Here is a 14,700-nt window from a genome sequence, read left to right as displayed (position 1 = left end):
ACGGCGAAGATGACGGGGAATTCGATCCGCGGTTGGATTTTCCTGGACAATCGGCTACGAAGAGGATGATCCGACGCGTCTGACGTGTCTCTGCAGGTGATCCGCACCGCCAAATCGAATCGGTTCGGCGGCCCGGCAGACGCGACCTTCCGGCCCAATCCGTTCCCATTTCTGAAACGCCTTCATGTCCACGACCAAGCGAGGCGAGAAACGGACGAAGGTCTTGTTCCGGGCCACCGGGGTCACCAAGGTTTACCAGATGGGCGAGGTCGAGGTGCATGCTCTGCGCGGCGTGGACCTGGAACTCTATGCCGGAGAGTTTGTCGTCATTCTGGGAGCTTCGGGGAGCGGCAAATCCACCTTGTTGAACATTCTGGGTGGGCTGGATGTGCCGACCGGCGGCACCGTCGTGTTTCGCGATCACCGACTGACCGGAGCCGATGAAGACCAACTGACGGAGTATCGTCGCGAACACGTGGGGTTTGTGTTCCAGTTTTACAATCTGATCTCCAGTCTGACGGCGCTGGAGAACGTGGCACTGGTCGCCGACATTGCCCAGAACGCGTTGGCCCCGCGCGAAGCCTTGCGTTTGGTCGGCCTGGGGGAACGATGCGACCACTACCCGGCACAGCTTTCGGGCGGAGAACAGCAACGCGTGGCGATCGCGCGTGCGATCGGCAAGCGTCCGGACGTGTTGCTTTGCGATGAGCCGACCGGCGCGCTGGACGTCCGGACCGGCGTCGTGGTGCTGGAAGCCATCTCGCGAATCAACCAGGAGCTGGGCACGCTGACCGCCGTGATCACCCACAACGCCGCGATCGCCGCGATGGCCGATCGCGTGATTCACCTGTCCGACGGCCAGATCTCCAACATCGACACGAACGACGTCCGCGTCCAGGCGAAGGAGTTGGTCTGGTGAACCGCCTGCTGATCGCCGACCTCAAACGGATGTGGCGCCAGGGGCTGGCAATCCCCCTGTTGCTGGCCTGCGGCATCGCCCTGTTTGTGATGTCTAACAGCAGCGTCCGATCGGTGGAAAACACACGAAACCGCTACTACCAACAGTACCGTTTTGCCGACGTCTTCGCGGGACTGGTTCGGGCGCCGCAGTCGCTGGGCAACCGGATCGCGGAGATTCCCGGCGTCCAGCGGGCTCAGACGCGGATCGTCCGCGATGTGCTGCTGGACATCGACGACATGGTCGAACCGGCCTCCTGTCGTCTGGTTTCCATCGAGACCGACGACCCCAGTCCGATGAACGCGGTGTACCTGACGCGTGGAAGTTTTCCTCGCGATCCGGACCGCAGCGAAGTCATCCTGAGCGAGTTGTTCGCCGAAGCCCATCAACTGCTTCCCGGTGACACGATCGACTGCATCATGGGCGGACGCAAGCAGACCTTGCGGATCGTCGGTGTGGGTCTCTCACCGGAGTACGTGTACGTGGTCCAACCCGGTTTGATGCTGACCGACAACCGGCGCTACGGCGTCGCCTGGATGCCGCGTCGGCAAATGGAAGCGGCGTTCAACATGGAGGGGGCATTCAATTACGTCTCCATTCAATTGCAGCCGCATGCCAACACCGAAGAGGTGATCGCGCGGCTGGATCGATTGACCAAGCCGTTCGGCGGAACGGGTGCCTATGCCCGGGAGGATCAGGAATCGCACCTGAGAGTGGCCGACGAGATGTCGCAGATGAAAACGATGGCCTTCGTCATGCCCACCATCTTCCTGGCCGTTTCGGGGTTCCTGTTCAACATCGTGTTCACGCGTCTGATCAACCAACAAACCGAGCAGATCGCCACGCTGCGGGCGTTCGGCTATCGGCCTTCGGAAGTTGGCTGGCACTACGTCAAGATGGTGCTGTTGCTGGTCGGCATCGGATCCGCGATCGGATGTCTGGCCGGGATGCGGATGTCATGGTGGCTGACTGATGCGTACATCCGGTTCTTTCGTTTCCCCACGATCGACTATGAATTCGCCACGCGGTACGCGGTGATTGCGATCCTCAGCGCGGCGGCTGCGGCGATCGCAGGAACGTTTGCAGCGATCCGCAAAGCGGTTTCGTTGCAACCGGCCGTCGCGATGCGCCCGCCGGCTCCACGCGACTATCATGGCCTGTGGGCGGAGCGGACCGGGCTGTCACGTTGGCTCTCGCCCGTGGCCCGGATGGTCGTTCGTCGGTTGGAAACCAATCGGCTGTCGACCACCCTCTCGGTTCTGGGCATGGCGTTGGGAGTGGCAATCGTGGTATTGGGATCTTTCTTCGAAGACACCATCGACTACGTGGTTTCATTTCAGTTCGACAAGTCGCAACGCCAGGATGTCAATTTGACCTTCGTCGAAACGCTCTCGCCCAGCGCGGTGCACGACATGCAGCACTTGCCGGGAGTTTCGCAGGTCCAACCCTACCGTTCGGCACCGGTAAAGTTGCGTCATGGGCGACGCACCGAACGGCTTGCTTTGATGGGCCTGGACGAAGTCCCACAGCTGTACCGGATTCTTGACGACCAGGAAAAACAAGTCACCTTCCCGGTCCGCGAGGGGCTGACGCTTTCGGAAAAATTGGCCGAGACGTTGGACGTGCGGACGGGTGATCGGGTCACCGTGGAAGTCTTGGATCGCCGGCAGTTTGTCAAAGAAATGTTGGTTGCCAAGGTCTTTCCCAACTTTTCCGGGCCGGCGGCCTACCTGAACCGGCAACAGCTGCATCAATTGTTGCAAGAGGGCGAACAGTATTCGGGCGCGTTCCTGAGCGTGGACCCGGCGCGGTTGGACCAGCTGTACGAAGAAGTCAAACAGACACCCACGATCGCGGGAGTCACCGATCAGTCCGCCGCGCGCGCGGCGTTTGACGAAGCAATCTCCGAAAGCACGTCGATCATGCGGGTCGTGTACGCGGTCTTCTCGATCGGCATCGCTTTGGGCGTGATGTACAACTGCGCGATCATCATCCTGGCCGAGCGGGCGCGGGACCTGGCGACGCTGCGGGTGATGGGGTTTCGGCGACGCGAGGTTTCGATGGTGCTGCTGAGCGAATTGGCGGTGATCACGCTGCTTTCGCTGCCGATCGGACTGCCAATCGGCTACGCCTTTGCCTACCTGACGACGGTGGCCCTGGACACCGACACCCAACGATTCCCGCTGGTCATCCAGCCATCGACGTATGCTTACGCGACCGTCATCATCGTGGCTGGAGCCAGCCTGTCGGCCCTGTACGTCCGCCGGATGCTCAATTCGCTTGACCTTGTTTCCGTGTTGAAAGTGAAAGAATGATACGGCGTCTCACCGGAAAACTTCCCTGGTTGATCGTCCTGGCGTTGCTGGTTGGGCTGGTGGTGTATGGTTTTTGGCCGCAGCCGATCGAAGTCCAAACGGTCACGCCGCGACGGGGCGTGCTGGAGATCACCGTCAACGATGACGGCGAAACGCGGATCCGCGAAAAGTACGTCATTTCCGCCCCGGTCGCGGGAAAGATGTTGCGGGTCGGATTGGATGCCGGTGATCCCGTCGTTGAGGACGAAACGGTGCTGGCGAGCATCGAGCCGGCCGATCCGACGTTGCTGGACGCCCGCACCCGTGCCGAGGCGGAAGCCCGGGTGCGCGTCGCCGAAGCCGCCTACGCCCAGGCGAACGCAACAGTCGGTCGTGCCGAGGAAATTCTGGCCCTGGCCGAGCGAGAATCCGAGCGTGCCAAAAAACTGCTGGCCAAGAATGCGATTTCCCAGTCAGAGTACGACACCACGGACAACCGTCTGCGTCTGGCGATCGCCGATCTGCGTTCCGCCGAATCCGCCCGCCGCGTCGCGCAATACGAAATCGACCAGGCCGAAGCGGCGGTGTCGTACATCCGGTCCGCCTTCGACCCCACCGATGAAAACCTGTTCCAGCTGATTGCGCCCATCGACGGACGAGTCTTGAACGTCTTCCGCGAGGACTCCGGTGTGATCACCGCGTCGTCGGAAATTCTTGAGATCGGCGATCCCAAGGACCTGGAGCTGGTGATCGACGTGCTCTCGACCGATGCCGTCAAAGTCTGCCCCGGCGACAAGATCTACATCGAACACTGGGGCGGCGAGTCCACGCTGGAGGCAGTCGTCCGCAATGTGGAACCGTCGGCCTTCTTGAAAGTCTCCGCGCTGGGCGTGGAGGAGAAGCGGGTCAACGTGATCGCGGATTTTGTCGCGCCCTGGGAGCAACGCGACTCGCTGGGCGACGGCTTTCGGATTGAAGCGAGGATTGTGGTGGATGCCACGTCGCCGGATACCACCGTCGTTCCCTCCGGCGTGCTGTATCGACAGCGCGAACAGTGGCACGCGTTCCGCGTCATCGATGGCGTCGCCCGACAGATCGACGTCACGATCGGACGCTCCGACGGACTGGAAACAGAAATCCTGGGCGGCATCGAGCCCGACGACGTGTTGATCCTGCATCCCAACGAATCGCTGGAGTCGGGCACCCAGGTCGTGATCGACAACGACTGAACGGCAACCCACAACCGGCCGATCGGATCATTCCGGCGGCCAGCTTCGATGGAGCCGGTGTCGGCATTTCTTGACAGAGCCCGGCCGCACACCGGCGATGGGCCGGTGATCGAGGGCGATCGCCCGACTGTGCCAAGCGGTCCCACCGCCAAGCGCGACCATTCGCTCACCCGAGGCGCATCAGACAAGGTTTTCGCGCCGACGCTGCCGGCTTTCCGGCCCGCCGGCGGAAGGTACGCGATCTGCATTGGACCGCGACAAACCGTTTGATTGCGATTCTTCGTGCGTGGCAACCTGGCAATGCGTCCCACCGGCCAACCTTGGAAAACTGCGGCGATCCGCGTGGTGGGAATCCGCGTGGAAACGTCCGACGTGAACAGCTACGAGTTTCAGTTTCTGCGGGACCTGGACCGATCGACGTATGCGGCGTCCCCGGGTCAGTTCAACATGCTGTACTTGCCGGGGGTGGGCGAGGCAGCCATTTCGATCAGTGGGGACGCGGCTCGGAATGACCGCCTGGTTCACACCGTGCGTCACGTCGGCTCGGTCACCAGTGCGTTGAATGAGCTTCCCATCGGAGCCACGTTGGGGATGCGGGGTGCGTTTGGTTCGGCTTGGCCGATCGATACCTGCGTGGGAAACGACCTGATCCTGGTCGGCGGCGGAATCGGGCTGGCGCCGCTGCGTCCGGTCATCTACGAAGTGATCCGACGTCGCCAGGCCTTCGGAGAGGTTTCCGTGCTGATCGGGGCGAGGTCGCCTGGCGACATGCTTTATCGCGACGAGTTCGAAGCTTGGCGAAGGGCAGGCATCGATGTCCAAGCGACGGTCGATCGCGCCGACGGGAATTGGGACGGCCACATCGGCGTGGTGACCCTGCTATTGGATCGGCTGCCCATCGCCCGTCCCCAGGAGACGACGCTGATGACCTGTGGCCCTCAGGTGATGATGCAGTACGCAATCCAGACTGCCTTGGGACGGGGTCTGGCCAAACGCCGACTGTGGATCTCGATGGAACGACACATGAATTGCGCCGTTGGAACCTGTGGACACTGCCAACTGGGACCCTGGTTCATTTGCAAAGATGGGCCCGTCTTGGGATACCCGTCGATCGAACGTTGGATGGAGGTCGTGGACCTGTGAATCATTTTCCAGAAAAAGAAAAACAGCGACTGGCGGTTTTCAAACTGGCGTCCTGTGACGGCTGCCAACTTTCGTTGTTGAACTGCGAAGACGAATTGCTGGCGCTGGCGGACCGGCTGGAGATCGTCCACTTCCTGGAAGCGTCCAGCCGGTTCGGGCCGGGCCCTTTCGATCTGGCACTCGTGGAAGGTTCCGTTTCCACCCCGGAGCACATCGAACGAATTCGCGAAATCCGCCGCCAGTCTCGAATCCTGATCACGATCGGAGCCTGTGCGACTTCGGGCGGCATTCAATCGCTGCGCAACTGGGGGGACCACGAAGAATTCCTGAGTTGTGTTTATGCGCATCCCGATTACATCCAAACGTTGGCCACCAGCACGGCCATTGCCGATCACGTCCGCGTGGACTTTGAACTGCGTGGTTGCCCGATCGACCGAAACCAGTTGCTGGAAGTTCTGAAGAGCTACCTGCAGGGACGCAAGCCGCGACTTCCCACGCACAGCGTGTGTGTCGAATGCAAACGCCGCGGGACCGTCTGCATCGCGGTGGCCAGCGACCAACCGTGTTTGGGTCCGATCACGCAAGCCGGTTGCGGGGCGATCTGCCCGGCCTTCGAGCGCGCCTGCTACGGCTGCTTTGGACCCTGCGGGCAAGCCAACGGGAAATCGCTGTCCGAACACTACGTGAAGAACGGGGTGCCGGCCCGCCGGGTGATGGAATCGTTGCGACACGTCAACGCCGCGGCGGAGTTGTTTCAGATCGAAAGCGATCGCATCGAGCGCGAACACCTTGCGAGTCACCGGGATCGATGAGCAGCGAACGAATCATCACGGTGCGGGCATTGACCCGCGTCGAAGGCGAAGGAGCTCTGCACGTGCGTCTGGACGGCGACGAAGTGGAGGACGTGCGGCTGTCGATCTACGAAGCGCCGCGGTTCTTTGAAGCGTTCCTTCGTGAACGATCGATCGAAGACGTCCCGGACCTGACCGCACGAATCTGCGGGATCTGCCCGGTCGCCTACCAGATGTCGTCGGTGCACGCGTTGGAAGCCGCGTTGGGAATCACCATCACGCCCACGATCCGTCGGCTGCGACGATTGATGTATTGCGGTGAATGGATCGAAAGCCACTCGCTGCACGTGTTTCTGCTTCACGCAGCGGACTTTTTCGGGTGCGCGAGCGGGATCGAGCTGGCCAGGCAATTCCCCCAACAAGTCAACGACGGCCTGCAAATCAAACAGGCCGGCAACGCGTTGCTGGAGGTGCTCGGTGGGCGGGCGATCCATCCCGTCAACGTCCGCATCGGCGGTTTCCACCGGCTGCCCGCGGCCGGCGAGCTGACCGCGCTGTTACCCAAGCTGCGGGAAGCCCGATCGGCGGCCATTGCTGCCGCCGACTGGATCGCGGAGTTCGAATTCCCGGCCTGCGAATTCGAATGTGAATGGGTGGCCCTGACGCACCCGGATGAATACCCGATGAACGCCGGGTTGATCGGGTCGACACGGTTCCCCGCCATCGAGGTGGACGAATTCGAAGATCATTTCGAAGAGACGCAGGTTCATCACAGCACGGCCCTGCATGCGACGCGACGGGAGCGACAGACGCCTTACCTGTTGGGTCCGTTGTCGCGGTTGAATTTGAACCGTGACCGACTGCGTAAACCGGCCCGGGAAATTGCTCAACGGTTGCTGCCCCAGCGGGTGATCCACAACCGGTTCCTTTCGATCGCCGCGCGACTGGTCGAAATCGTCCACTGCCTGGATGAGGCGATCGAATCGATCCAGGACTATCGGGCCGAAGGCGAAGCGTCCTGTCGATATGCGGCCAGATCCGGTCGGGGGTGCGCCGCAACCGAGGCACCTCGCGGAACACTCTACCACGCCTATGAGATCAGCGACGACGGCCGGGTTCGTCGCGCCAAGATCGTTCCACCGACTTCACAAAACCAGCGTCAGATCGAAACCGATCTGGCCCACTTCCTGCCCGCGGTGCTGGACCAACCCGATGACCAAATCGCTTTGTCATGTGAAAAGTTGATTCGAAGCTATGACCCCTGCATCAGCTGCTCGACCCACTTTCTGAAACTGACGATGGAGCGGCGATGAATACTCATTCCCGAATCACCGCCGTTCTCGGTTTGGGATCGCCCCACGGCGACGACCAATTTGGTTGGTCGGTCGTCGATGCGTTGACACACTGCCGGAGGGCACTCCCATCAATTCACGTGCGGCTGGTCAAACTTCGGCATCCAATCGATGTGATTTCCTGGATCAATGATCAGACGCAAGTGCATCTGATCGACGCCGCCGTCGGGTGTCCAATCGATCAAGTCCTTCGATTGCGGTGCAAGGTCCCAACGGAATGGCGGACCATTGAATGCCTGCCGGCGAAAGGCACCCACGACCTCAGTTTGGGGACGGTCTTGGGAACCGCCGAATCGTTAGACAAGCCGATCGAATCGGTCACGCTTTGGCTGGGGCCCGCCCAGCAGTGTTCGCCGATCCAGCTGATGTCAGCGCGAACCGCGGAGGCCGTCGACGCCTGCGCGCGAAAACTGGAGCAAACCATCCGTGGTGCAGGACCTCTTGCCGATCCGAATTCGCACCTCACTCCGCAATCGGTGCCGCCTTCCGCACGTGCCGGTGCTGTCACGCGTGCCGAAGACTTCGACGGCGAAATGCCCGACTCCAGAATCGATCTCGAACGGTAATCGCCGCGTCCACTGTTCCCACATTTCTCTCAAGGTGAACCAGGCATGTCACGTCCCGCATTGTTCCCGTTGCTCGTGCTGGCATCCTTATCGTTGAGCAGGTTGGACATTCCGACCTCCGTCGCCCAGTCCCCGAGTCCAGCTGCGTCGGGCCAGATCCAATCGGATGCGGACGGCCCTCGCGAAGGCGGTGGATCGACGGGAATCATCCGAATGGACGTCTACGTCCGCGGCGATCGCGATTCGGCCGCCCAGGTTCAGCAGTTCGTGGACCAGCTTGCCGACCGTCGTCCCGGTTTGGAGATCCGGGTTCATGACTTGCTGAAAGAACGCGAGCGGACCGCCGATCTGTACCGGATCGCCAAACGGGCCGGCCGCGACAAACCGGTCCTGCCGGCGTTTCATTGTTGTGACCGGACGTATTTCGGATTCGTCGATCCGGCCACCAGCGGTCCGCAAATCGAACAGCTGTACACCGCGACGATCTACGCCCGAACCACGTGCAGTCGGTGTCAGAAGTTGAAGGCCTTTCTGCCGCAATTGAAGAAGCGATGGCCGGCGATCCAGTTTCAGATTCACGACGTCGACGAAGACGCCTTGGCCGGAGCCCGCTGGCAAGCCTTGTGTCGCGGTGCCGGCGCCGTGCCGGGGCTGCCGACGATCGATTTCGCTCGCCGCGTGCTGATCGGATACCAGAGCGACGAGGTGAGCGGTGCCGAATTCGAATCGCTGATCCGGCAGGTGTCCGGCGCCGCTGCGCCGCAACCGTCGCCGGAGCATGACACCGCGACGCCGGCGGTCCGGCGACCTGACCAGTCCAACCGAAAGCGTCAACAATCGCCCGTCATCGTGCTGACCGCCTGGGCACCGCAGGACACCCAAGGTGACGATGATGGGCAACAGGTCGCGCCGTCGGAAGCACCGGCCTCGGACGACTCCGCGTCGTGGGACGAGTTCGAGTTGCCCGAGGAGGCCGAGGACGCGGAAATCGGATTGGGCAGGGCTCCACCGATCGCGGTGCCATCAAGTCGCGACCTGGATGCCGTCGACGTTCCGTTGCTGGGCCGATTGCGAGTCAGCAAGTTGGGCCTGCCCCTGTTCACGCTGGCGGTCGGGCTGGTCGACGGATTCAACCCTTGTGCGATGTGGGTGCTGGTGTTTCTGCTTTCCGTTCTGGTCAACGTCCAGGATCGCAAGAAGATCTTGTTGATCGCCGGCACGTTCGTGTTCGTCAGCGGGCTCGCCTACTTTGCCTTCATGGCCGCTTGGCTGAACCTTTTCCTGTTGGTCGGGATCATCCGCCCCGTGCAAATCGCGTTGGGATTGCTGGCGGTTTTTATTGGAGCGGTCAACGTCAAAGACTTCTTCGCGTTCAAAAAGGGGATCTCTCTTTCGATTCCCGAATCCAAAAAACCGGGGCTGTACCGACGCGTCCGATCCATCGTCAATGCCAAGTACGTCACAGTGGCCCTCAGTGGCGCGGTGGCGCTGGCGATCGTCGTCAATCTGATCGAACTGTTGTGCACCGCCGGGCTGCCCGCGCTGTACACCCAAATCCTGACCGTCCAGGAATTGCCGACCTGGCAAACCTATCTGTATCTGGCTTTGTACATCGCCGCCTACATGTTCGATGACACACTGCTGGTCGGTGCGGTGATCATCACCATGTCCCATCGCAAACTGCAGGAGCGGGAGGGACGATGGTTGAAGCTGATCAGCGGGGTGGTGATTCTTGCGTTGGGCGGGGTGATGTTGCTGCGCCCGTCGTGGCTGCAATTTGGAAGCTGAGCCGCAGGACAACCGGTGGGCGGCAGCAGCAGTTCTACCGTGCCGCCGCGGGCTGTTGACAAACCAAGTCACGAAGGCGACTTCGGCATCGGATTTGCATCCCTTCGATTGATCCGAAGGCTCAATTCGGCGGTTTCCGTCGCAAAGGCATGTCCCATGGTCGTCCGCGACGCGCCCGCCAGAAAACCGATTTTGCAGAGGAGCGATACATCGATGAACGATCCATTCTTAGAAGCACAATGGAACGAGTTGGTGGAGAAGGTCAGGCAAACCGCCAGCATGGATGACGGCGGCGACCAAGCGGGGCGACTCCGTGATGCCGAAGAATTCGCACAGCTTCCAGTGCCAGAACGGTACGACGCGTACCTGGAACGTGTGCGTGAGTCCGCGGCGCTGGCAAACCGCTGGCGTGAATCGCGGGTCGAGCACGACGCGTCGCACGACGACGCGTTGGTCGACGAAGTGGGAGACGAAAGTTTCCCGGCCAGCGACCCACCGCCATTCAGTCACTCACACGCCTGAGACCATCCGCGCCGGTCAAAGTTCCGTCACGCGGGACGCGTCACTCGGTCACGTCCCGAGCGACGGCAAAGATGATCTGTTCGTCCAAAATCGCCTTTGCCGTCCACTCCAGTGTCTTGCAGTGTCCGTTGGCCGTCCAATAACGGTTGCGAAACCGCACCACCGGCTTGCCGTCCAAAAGCACGGCCATCACCGCCATCGTCTTTGCTCGGTCATCCTGATGGACAAAGTCGATGAAGGGCCGCGAGATCAGGTCGTGTTCCGTGTAGCCAAGCACGCGGGGAAAATTCGAATTGATCCGTTTGAAGACACCATCGAAGCCGGCGATGCAAAACAAGTCCAGTGACAACTCGAAGAACCGGTCCATGTCGCTTTCCAACTGCTCCAGCGCCGATTCATGATAATCGGACATCTCACTTGCAACTTCGCTCGCGTCGGTGGGTCGATCGTTCGGGTTCGGAGCCAGGCAGTGTTTCGCCAACCGAACCAATGACGGCTCCGCGATGCAACGATCCAGCCTCTGCATGGCTTGATCCAGTTTCGCCCGCCCGGCGCGAGAAAAAACCTGCTGGAGGTTCTTTCCCGTGTAGGGCGGAAAGCCCGTCAAGATTTTGCACAGCGTCGCACCGAGTCCAAACACATCCGTGCGAGTGTCGACCGGCAACGCCTTCGCCTGTTCAGGTGACATGTATGCCGGCGTCCCGCGGATGGTGGAGTAGCTCGGCGCGTGAAGCACCAAGGATTCTGAATCGGTCGATTCGGCAGATTCCACACTGGCTGGGTCATGGGACGGATTTGACGCCTTTCGGTTGCCGTCGACCACGCGCGCGAGTCCCCAATCCATCAGATGGATTTCACCGAATTCGCCCACCATCACATTGCTGGGCTTGATGTCCAAATGCAGAACACCGTGGGAATGCGTGTAGGCGAGCGTTTGGCAGACGACGGCAAACACATTCAGCACGGATCCCAGCCGAGTCCCAGGGCCTTGAGAGGTGGCGAGCCGATCACTCAGCGTTTCTCCCATCACCAATTTCATGACGTGGTACGGGCGACCATCACAACACACACCGCATTGGTAAATCGGCGGGATCGCGGGATGCTGAAGAAAACTCATCACCCGGGCTTCATTGGTGAACCGTCGTGCCAGGTTCTCGTTGCCGACCAACTCGGGCCGCAACACCTTCACCGCCACATCACGATTCAGTTCTCGGTCGCGGGCGCGATAGACGATGCCCATTCCGCCCCGCGCGATTTTTTCGATCACCTCGTAGTGAGAGGTCGCTTGCAACGCCACGGGTTGCCGCTCGTCAAGGAACTCCATGTCCTCGGTGTCGGAACTTCCGCCCAGCAGCACCGTCGTGCGTTCACCGGACCAAGAATCTTCGCCGTGAAAATCGCCCCCGGGAATTTCGCCCGGAGTCGATCCCGGCCCGCGACGCTTGGCAAACTTTGCTCGGATTCGTCGTTTTCGTTCCTCGTTTGGCGCCGGATCGCTCATGGCCGCGCCTCCTTGACTCCGCAACGCCACGCACTGAACGCCCGCCGGTGCAACGATCCGGCGGAAATAGAACGACGGATCTGGCGGAGGTCGAAGCAGCGCATCGTCGAAGTCGTTTCGATCGGGTGATTCGGATGACCCCACCCCGAATTTTATCAAACTGTTCGCTTCACCTTCCAGCAAGTCACGCCAAAACGACCATTTTTTATCCGAGTGCGTCCTCGGGCAAATCTGCCCCAGACGAACCTGTCCGAAACGGCGAACCCCGGGTCTTTCACTGGGTCTCTGCGATCCCTGTTTTCTGTGGTGATTCAAAACAACCTTCCCGTTTCGGTTGGGTAGACATCTGCGCCTTACCTGCCTCAAGACCAACTGGCGACGCCGTTTCATCAGTCGAGGCCGGCGACATTTCCACGCGAAGAAAATCTTCCCGACGTCAAAATTCTTCGTCGACACGTCGTCCGTTCGTTCGCCGGACCGCGGCGGGGAAGTCACTCACAACGAACCGAAACAAGATTGTTTCCTCGCGCAGACGACGTTTGCGGTGTCCAAGTTGTTATGCTTCAACCAGGACCGCTTGGCGTTTCAGGGCGGACCACATCTTCGGACGCAAGGACAGACACAGACAATGAAAGCTATTGCAAGAACGCTAATGCCAAGAACGCTAATGCTGTGCGCGGCGTCGGTCAGCCTGGCCGCCATCATCGGTTGCGGTGATTCGACCGAGACCACCACGACCAGCGGGGATGAGTTGAGCGAATACCTGAAAGAAAACCCCGAGCTCGCCAAGGAGGAAGAAGGCGAACCGGTTGATCCGGCGGACCTGGATGAATGACATCACGGCGAACGTTGTGATCGATGCGGTCGATGGTAACAACGTTCGCGAATGGTACTTTCTGAAACGCGGATCGCAGCGGTCGAAATCCATTGCTGTTTTCGACGATTGCGATTGGCGTTCATACGCACGGCGTTTTTTTGCGAAGCGTTTCATTGACGCGATTTCTTGCTCGTTCTGGATCCGGAGAATCGATCATGCCTTCACCTTCTTCCTATTTGTTCCAACGTCGGCGGATTCGGCGTGCGGGTTTCACCCTGGTGGAACTGTTGGTCGTCATCGCCATCATTGGCATTTTGGTGGGACTGCTATTGCCAGCGGTCCAAGCGGCCCGTGAAGCTGCGCGACGCATGAGTTGCAGCAACAACTTCAAGCAACTCGGCTTGGCGCTGCACAACTACCATTCGGCCTTCAAACAGTTGCCCAAGCAGATGGGCGGCACTTACCAATACGTCAACGGCATTCACCGAACCCCCGGGGCAACCCCGCAGAGCGCCGGTGGAAGCAATCGCAATGAATTGAGTGCCTTCCCCGGGATGCTCCAGTACATGGAACAGCAAGGTCTGTGGGAACAGATCAGCAACGTGTTCGAAGTCACAACGGGATCCAATTCGGGAACGTACTTCGCCTCCATGGGTCCGGACGCGAACATGATTCTGGCGAACCACGCGGCCAACCAGTACGACCCTTGGCTGACCGAGATCCCCACGCTGCGTTGCCCGAGTGATCCCGGCAGCGGGCTGCCGGCGAGTGCCCGAACCAATTACGCGTTCTGCCTGGGGGATGCCGTTCGGCAAACGCACGCCGGTCCCGCCAACCTGGCCGGTGTCATCAACACGGCGCGTTCGAATCGGACGGCAGCCTCCTGCCGCGGCTTTTTCGTCCCGCGCAAGTTCGTGAAATTCCGTGACGTCCTGGACGGCCTTTCCAACACCGTCATGATGGGCGAGATCAAAACCGATTTGGGCGACCGAGACATCAGCACCTACATCGCCCGCAGTGGAGGCAACCTGCGGACGAACCCGAACTTCGCCGCGTCCATGATTGACCCGGAACGACCGCGCTACTGGCTGCCGGGAACTCCCGAAGCTTCGGCGCGCGCGGACAACCGTCGCGGCTACAAGTTTGCCAGTGGCCGGGCCTGCTACACCGGATTCCACGCCATCCTGCCGCCGAACAAGCAGTGCAGCTCACACCAGAACGGTGACCTTTCGGCCGAAGGCGTCTACACGACCTCCAGCCGTCACCAGGGTGGCGTGCACATCCTGTTTGGGGACGGTGCGGTGAAGTTCATCACCGATTCGATCGAAGCGGGCAACAGCAATCACGCCACGGTGCGTTTGGCCGGCAGTGCCGCCGATCCGACCCTCTCTACGGTTCCCGGATCAGCCAGTCCGTTCGGTTTGTGGGGTGCTTTGGGAACCCGCGCCAGCAACGAGATCATCGACGAGCAACTTTAGTGGTGCGCGGTCGCCACATCGCGGCCGTTGCCAGATGTTGATCGGTCGCTGTAGCCACGCTCTGGCGAGCGTGGCTACAGCGCAGCGTCGCAGCTTCGCTGGACAGAGTCATTTTCAATCCATGAACACCGTGATTTGCAGTGCAATCAGCGGCAAAGCGCTAGCCGCCGGTGGATGCGAGTGGACCCGCGGCTAGCGGCACGCGGCTCACGCAAAGCGGCGTGGTCCAATTCGGTGCCTTGAGTTAAACCCCGGGCGCCG

The 14,700-nt window shown here is 60.7% G+C and carries 12 protein-coding genes; 11 read left to right on the top strand and 1 reads right to left on the bottom strand.

Going from position 1 to position 14,700, the window contains the following annotated elements; all coding sequences use genetic code 11:
- Nucleotides 1–184 precede the first annotated feature (184 nt).
- The 9 genes from FYK55_RS01290 (at nt 185) to FYK55_RS01250 (ending at nt 10,643) form a co-directional block, all read left to right on the top strand.
- Nucleotides 185–919, top strand: coding sequence for an ABC transporter ATP-binding protein (locus FYK55_RS01290; protein WP_150074188.1), 735 nt, complete (start codon nt 185–187; stop codon nt 917–919).
- The gene (locus FYK55_RS01285) at nt 916–3,273 is read left to right on the top strand and encodes an ABC transporter permease (protein ID WP_150074187.1); all 2,358 of its coding nucleotides are present in this window, start codon (nt 916–918) and stop codon (nt 3,271–3,273) included. The genes FYK55_RS01290 and FYK55_RS01285 overlap by 4 nt, the downstream gene beginning before the upstream one ends.
- Nucleotides 3,270–4,481, top strand: a complete 1,212-nt coding sequence (locus FYK55_RS01280; protein ID WP_150074186.1) for an efflux RND transporter periplasmic adaptor subunit — start codon at nt 3,270–3,272, stop codon at nt 4,479–4,481. Before FYK55_RS01285 ends, FYK55_RS01280 begins: the two co-directional genes overlap by 4 nt.
- A gap of 270 nt (nt 4,482–4,751) precedes the next feature.
- A complete protein-coding gene (locus FYK55_RS01275; protein ID WP_235908329.1) occupies nt 4,752–5,624 on the top strand; it encodes an FAD/NAD(P)-binding protein in 873 nt (290 codons plus the stop codon).
- Nucleotides 5,621–6,436, top strand: a complete 816-nt coding sequence (locus FYK55_RS01270; RefSeq protein WP_150074185.1) for an NADH-quinone oxidoreductase subunit B family protein — start codon at nt 5,621–5,623, stop codon at nt 6,434–6,436. Before FYK55_RS01275 ends, FYK55_RS01270 begins: the two co-directional genes overlap by 4 nt.
- Nucleotides 6,433–7,728: a Ni/Fe hydrogenase subunit alpha gene (locus FYK55_RS01265; protein WP_150074184.1), complete on the top strand. Its 1,296-nt coding sequence runs from the start codon at nt 6,433–6,435 to the stop codon at nt 7,726–7,728. Before FYK55_RS01270 ends, FYK55_RS01265 begins: the two co-directional genes overlap by 4 nt.
- Nucleotides 7,725–8,333: a hypothetical protein gene (locus tag FYK55_RS01260; RefSeq protein WP_150074183.1), complete on the top strand. Its 609-nt coding sequence runs from the start codon at nt 7,725–7,727 to the stop codon at nt 8,331–8,333. The genes FYK55_RS01265 and FYK55_RS01260 overlap by 4 nt, the downstream gene beginning before the upstream one ends.
- A 45-nt stretch (nt 8,334–8,378) precedes the next feature.
- The gene (locus FYK55_RS01255; RefSeq protein ID WP_150074182.1) at nt 8,379–10,121 is read left to right on the top strand and encodes a glutaredoxin family protein; all 1,743 of its coding nucleotides are present in this window, start codon (nt 8,379–8,381) and stop codon (nt 10,119–10,121) included.
- Nucleotides 10,122–10,334: 213 nt separating this feature from the next.
- A complete protein-coding gene (locus FYK55_RS01250) occupies nt 10,335–10,643 on the top strand; it encodes a hypothetical protein (RefSeq protein ID WP_150074181.1) in 309 nt (102 codons plus the stop codon).
- A 40-nt stretch (nt 10,644–10,683) separates the two neighbouring features.
- On the opposite strand, the gene FYK55_RS01245 is transcribed toward FYK55_RS01250, so the two are convergent.
- A complete protein-coding gene (locus FYK55_RS01245; protein ID WP_161604241.1) occupies nt 10,684–12,144 on the bottom strand; it encodes a protein kinase domain-containing protein in 1,461 nt (486 codons plus the stop codon).
- 652 nt (nt 12,145–12,796) lie between these two features.
- Here FYK55_RS01245 and FYK55_RS01240 point away from each other — a divergent pair.
- Both FYK55_RS01240 and FYK55_RS01235 read left to right on the top strand, forming a co-directional pair.
- Nucleotides 12,797–12,979 carry a hypothetical protein gene (locus tag FYK55_RS01240; protein WP_150074179.1) on the top strand — a complete coding sequence of 61 codons (183 nt, stop codon included), beginning with the start codon at nt 12,797–12,799 and terminating at the stop codon, nt 12,977–12,979.
- Between the two features lie 197 nt (nt 12,980–13,176).
- Nucleotides 13,177–14,439 carry a DUF1559 domain-containing protein gene (locus FYK55_RS01235; RefSeq protein WP_150074178.1) on the top strand — a complete coding sequence of 421 codons (1,263 nt, stop codon included), beginning with the start codon at nt 13,177–13,179 and terminating at the stop codon, nt 14,437–14,439.
- The last annotated feature ends 261 nt before the right edge of the window (nt 14,440–14,700 follow it).

Origin of the sequence: Roseiconus nitratireducens, from assembly GCF_008629675.1 — a bacterium.
Taxonomy (GTDB): Bacteria; Planctomycetota; Planctomycetia; order Pirellulales; family Pirellulaceae; genus Stieleria; species Stieleria nitratireducens.
The sequence above is the reverse complement of the archived record's forward strand: the minus strand, read 5'-3'. Positions and strand labels throughout refer to the sequence as shown.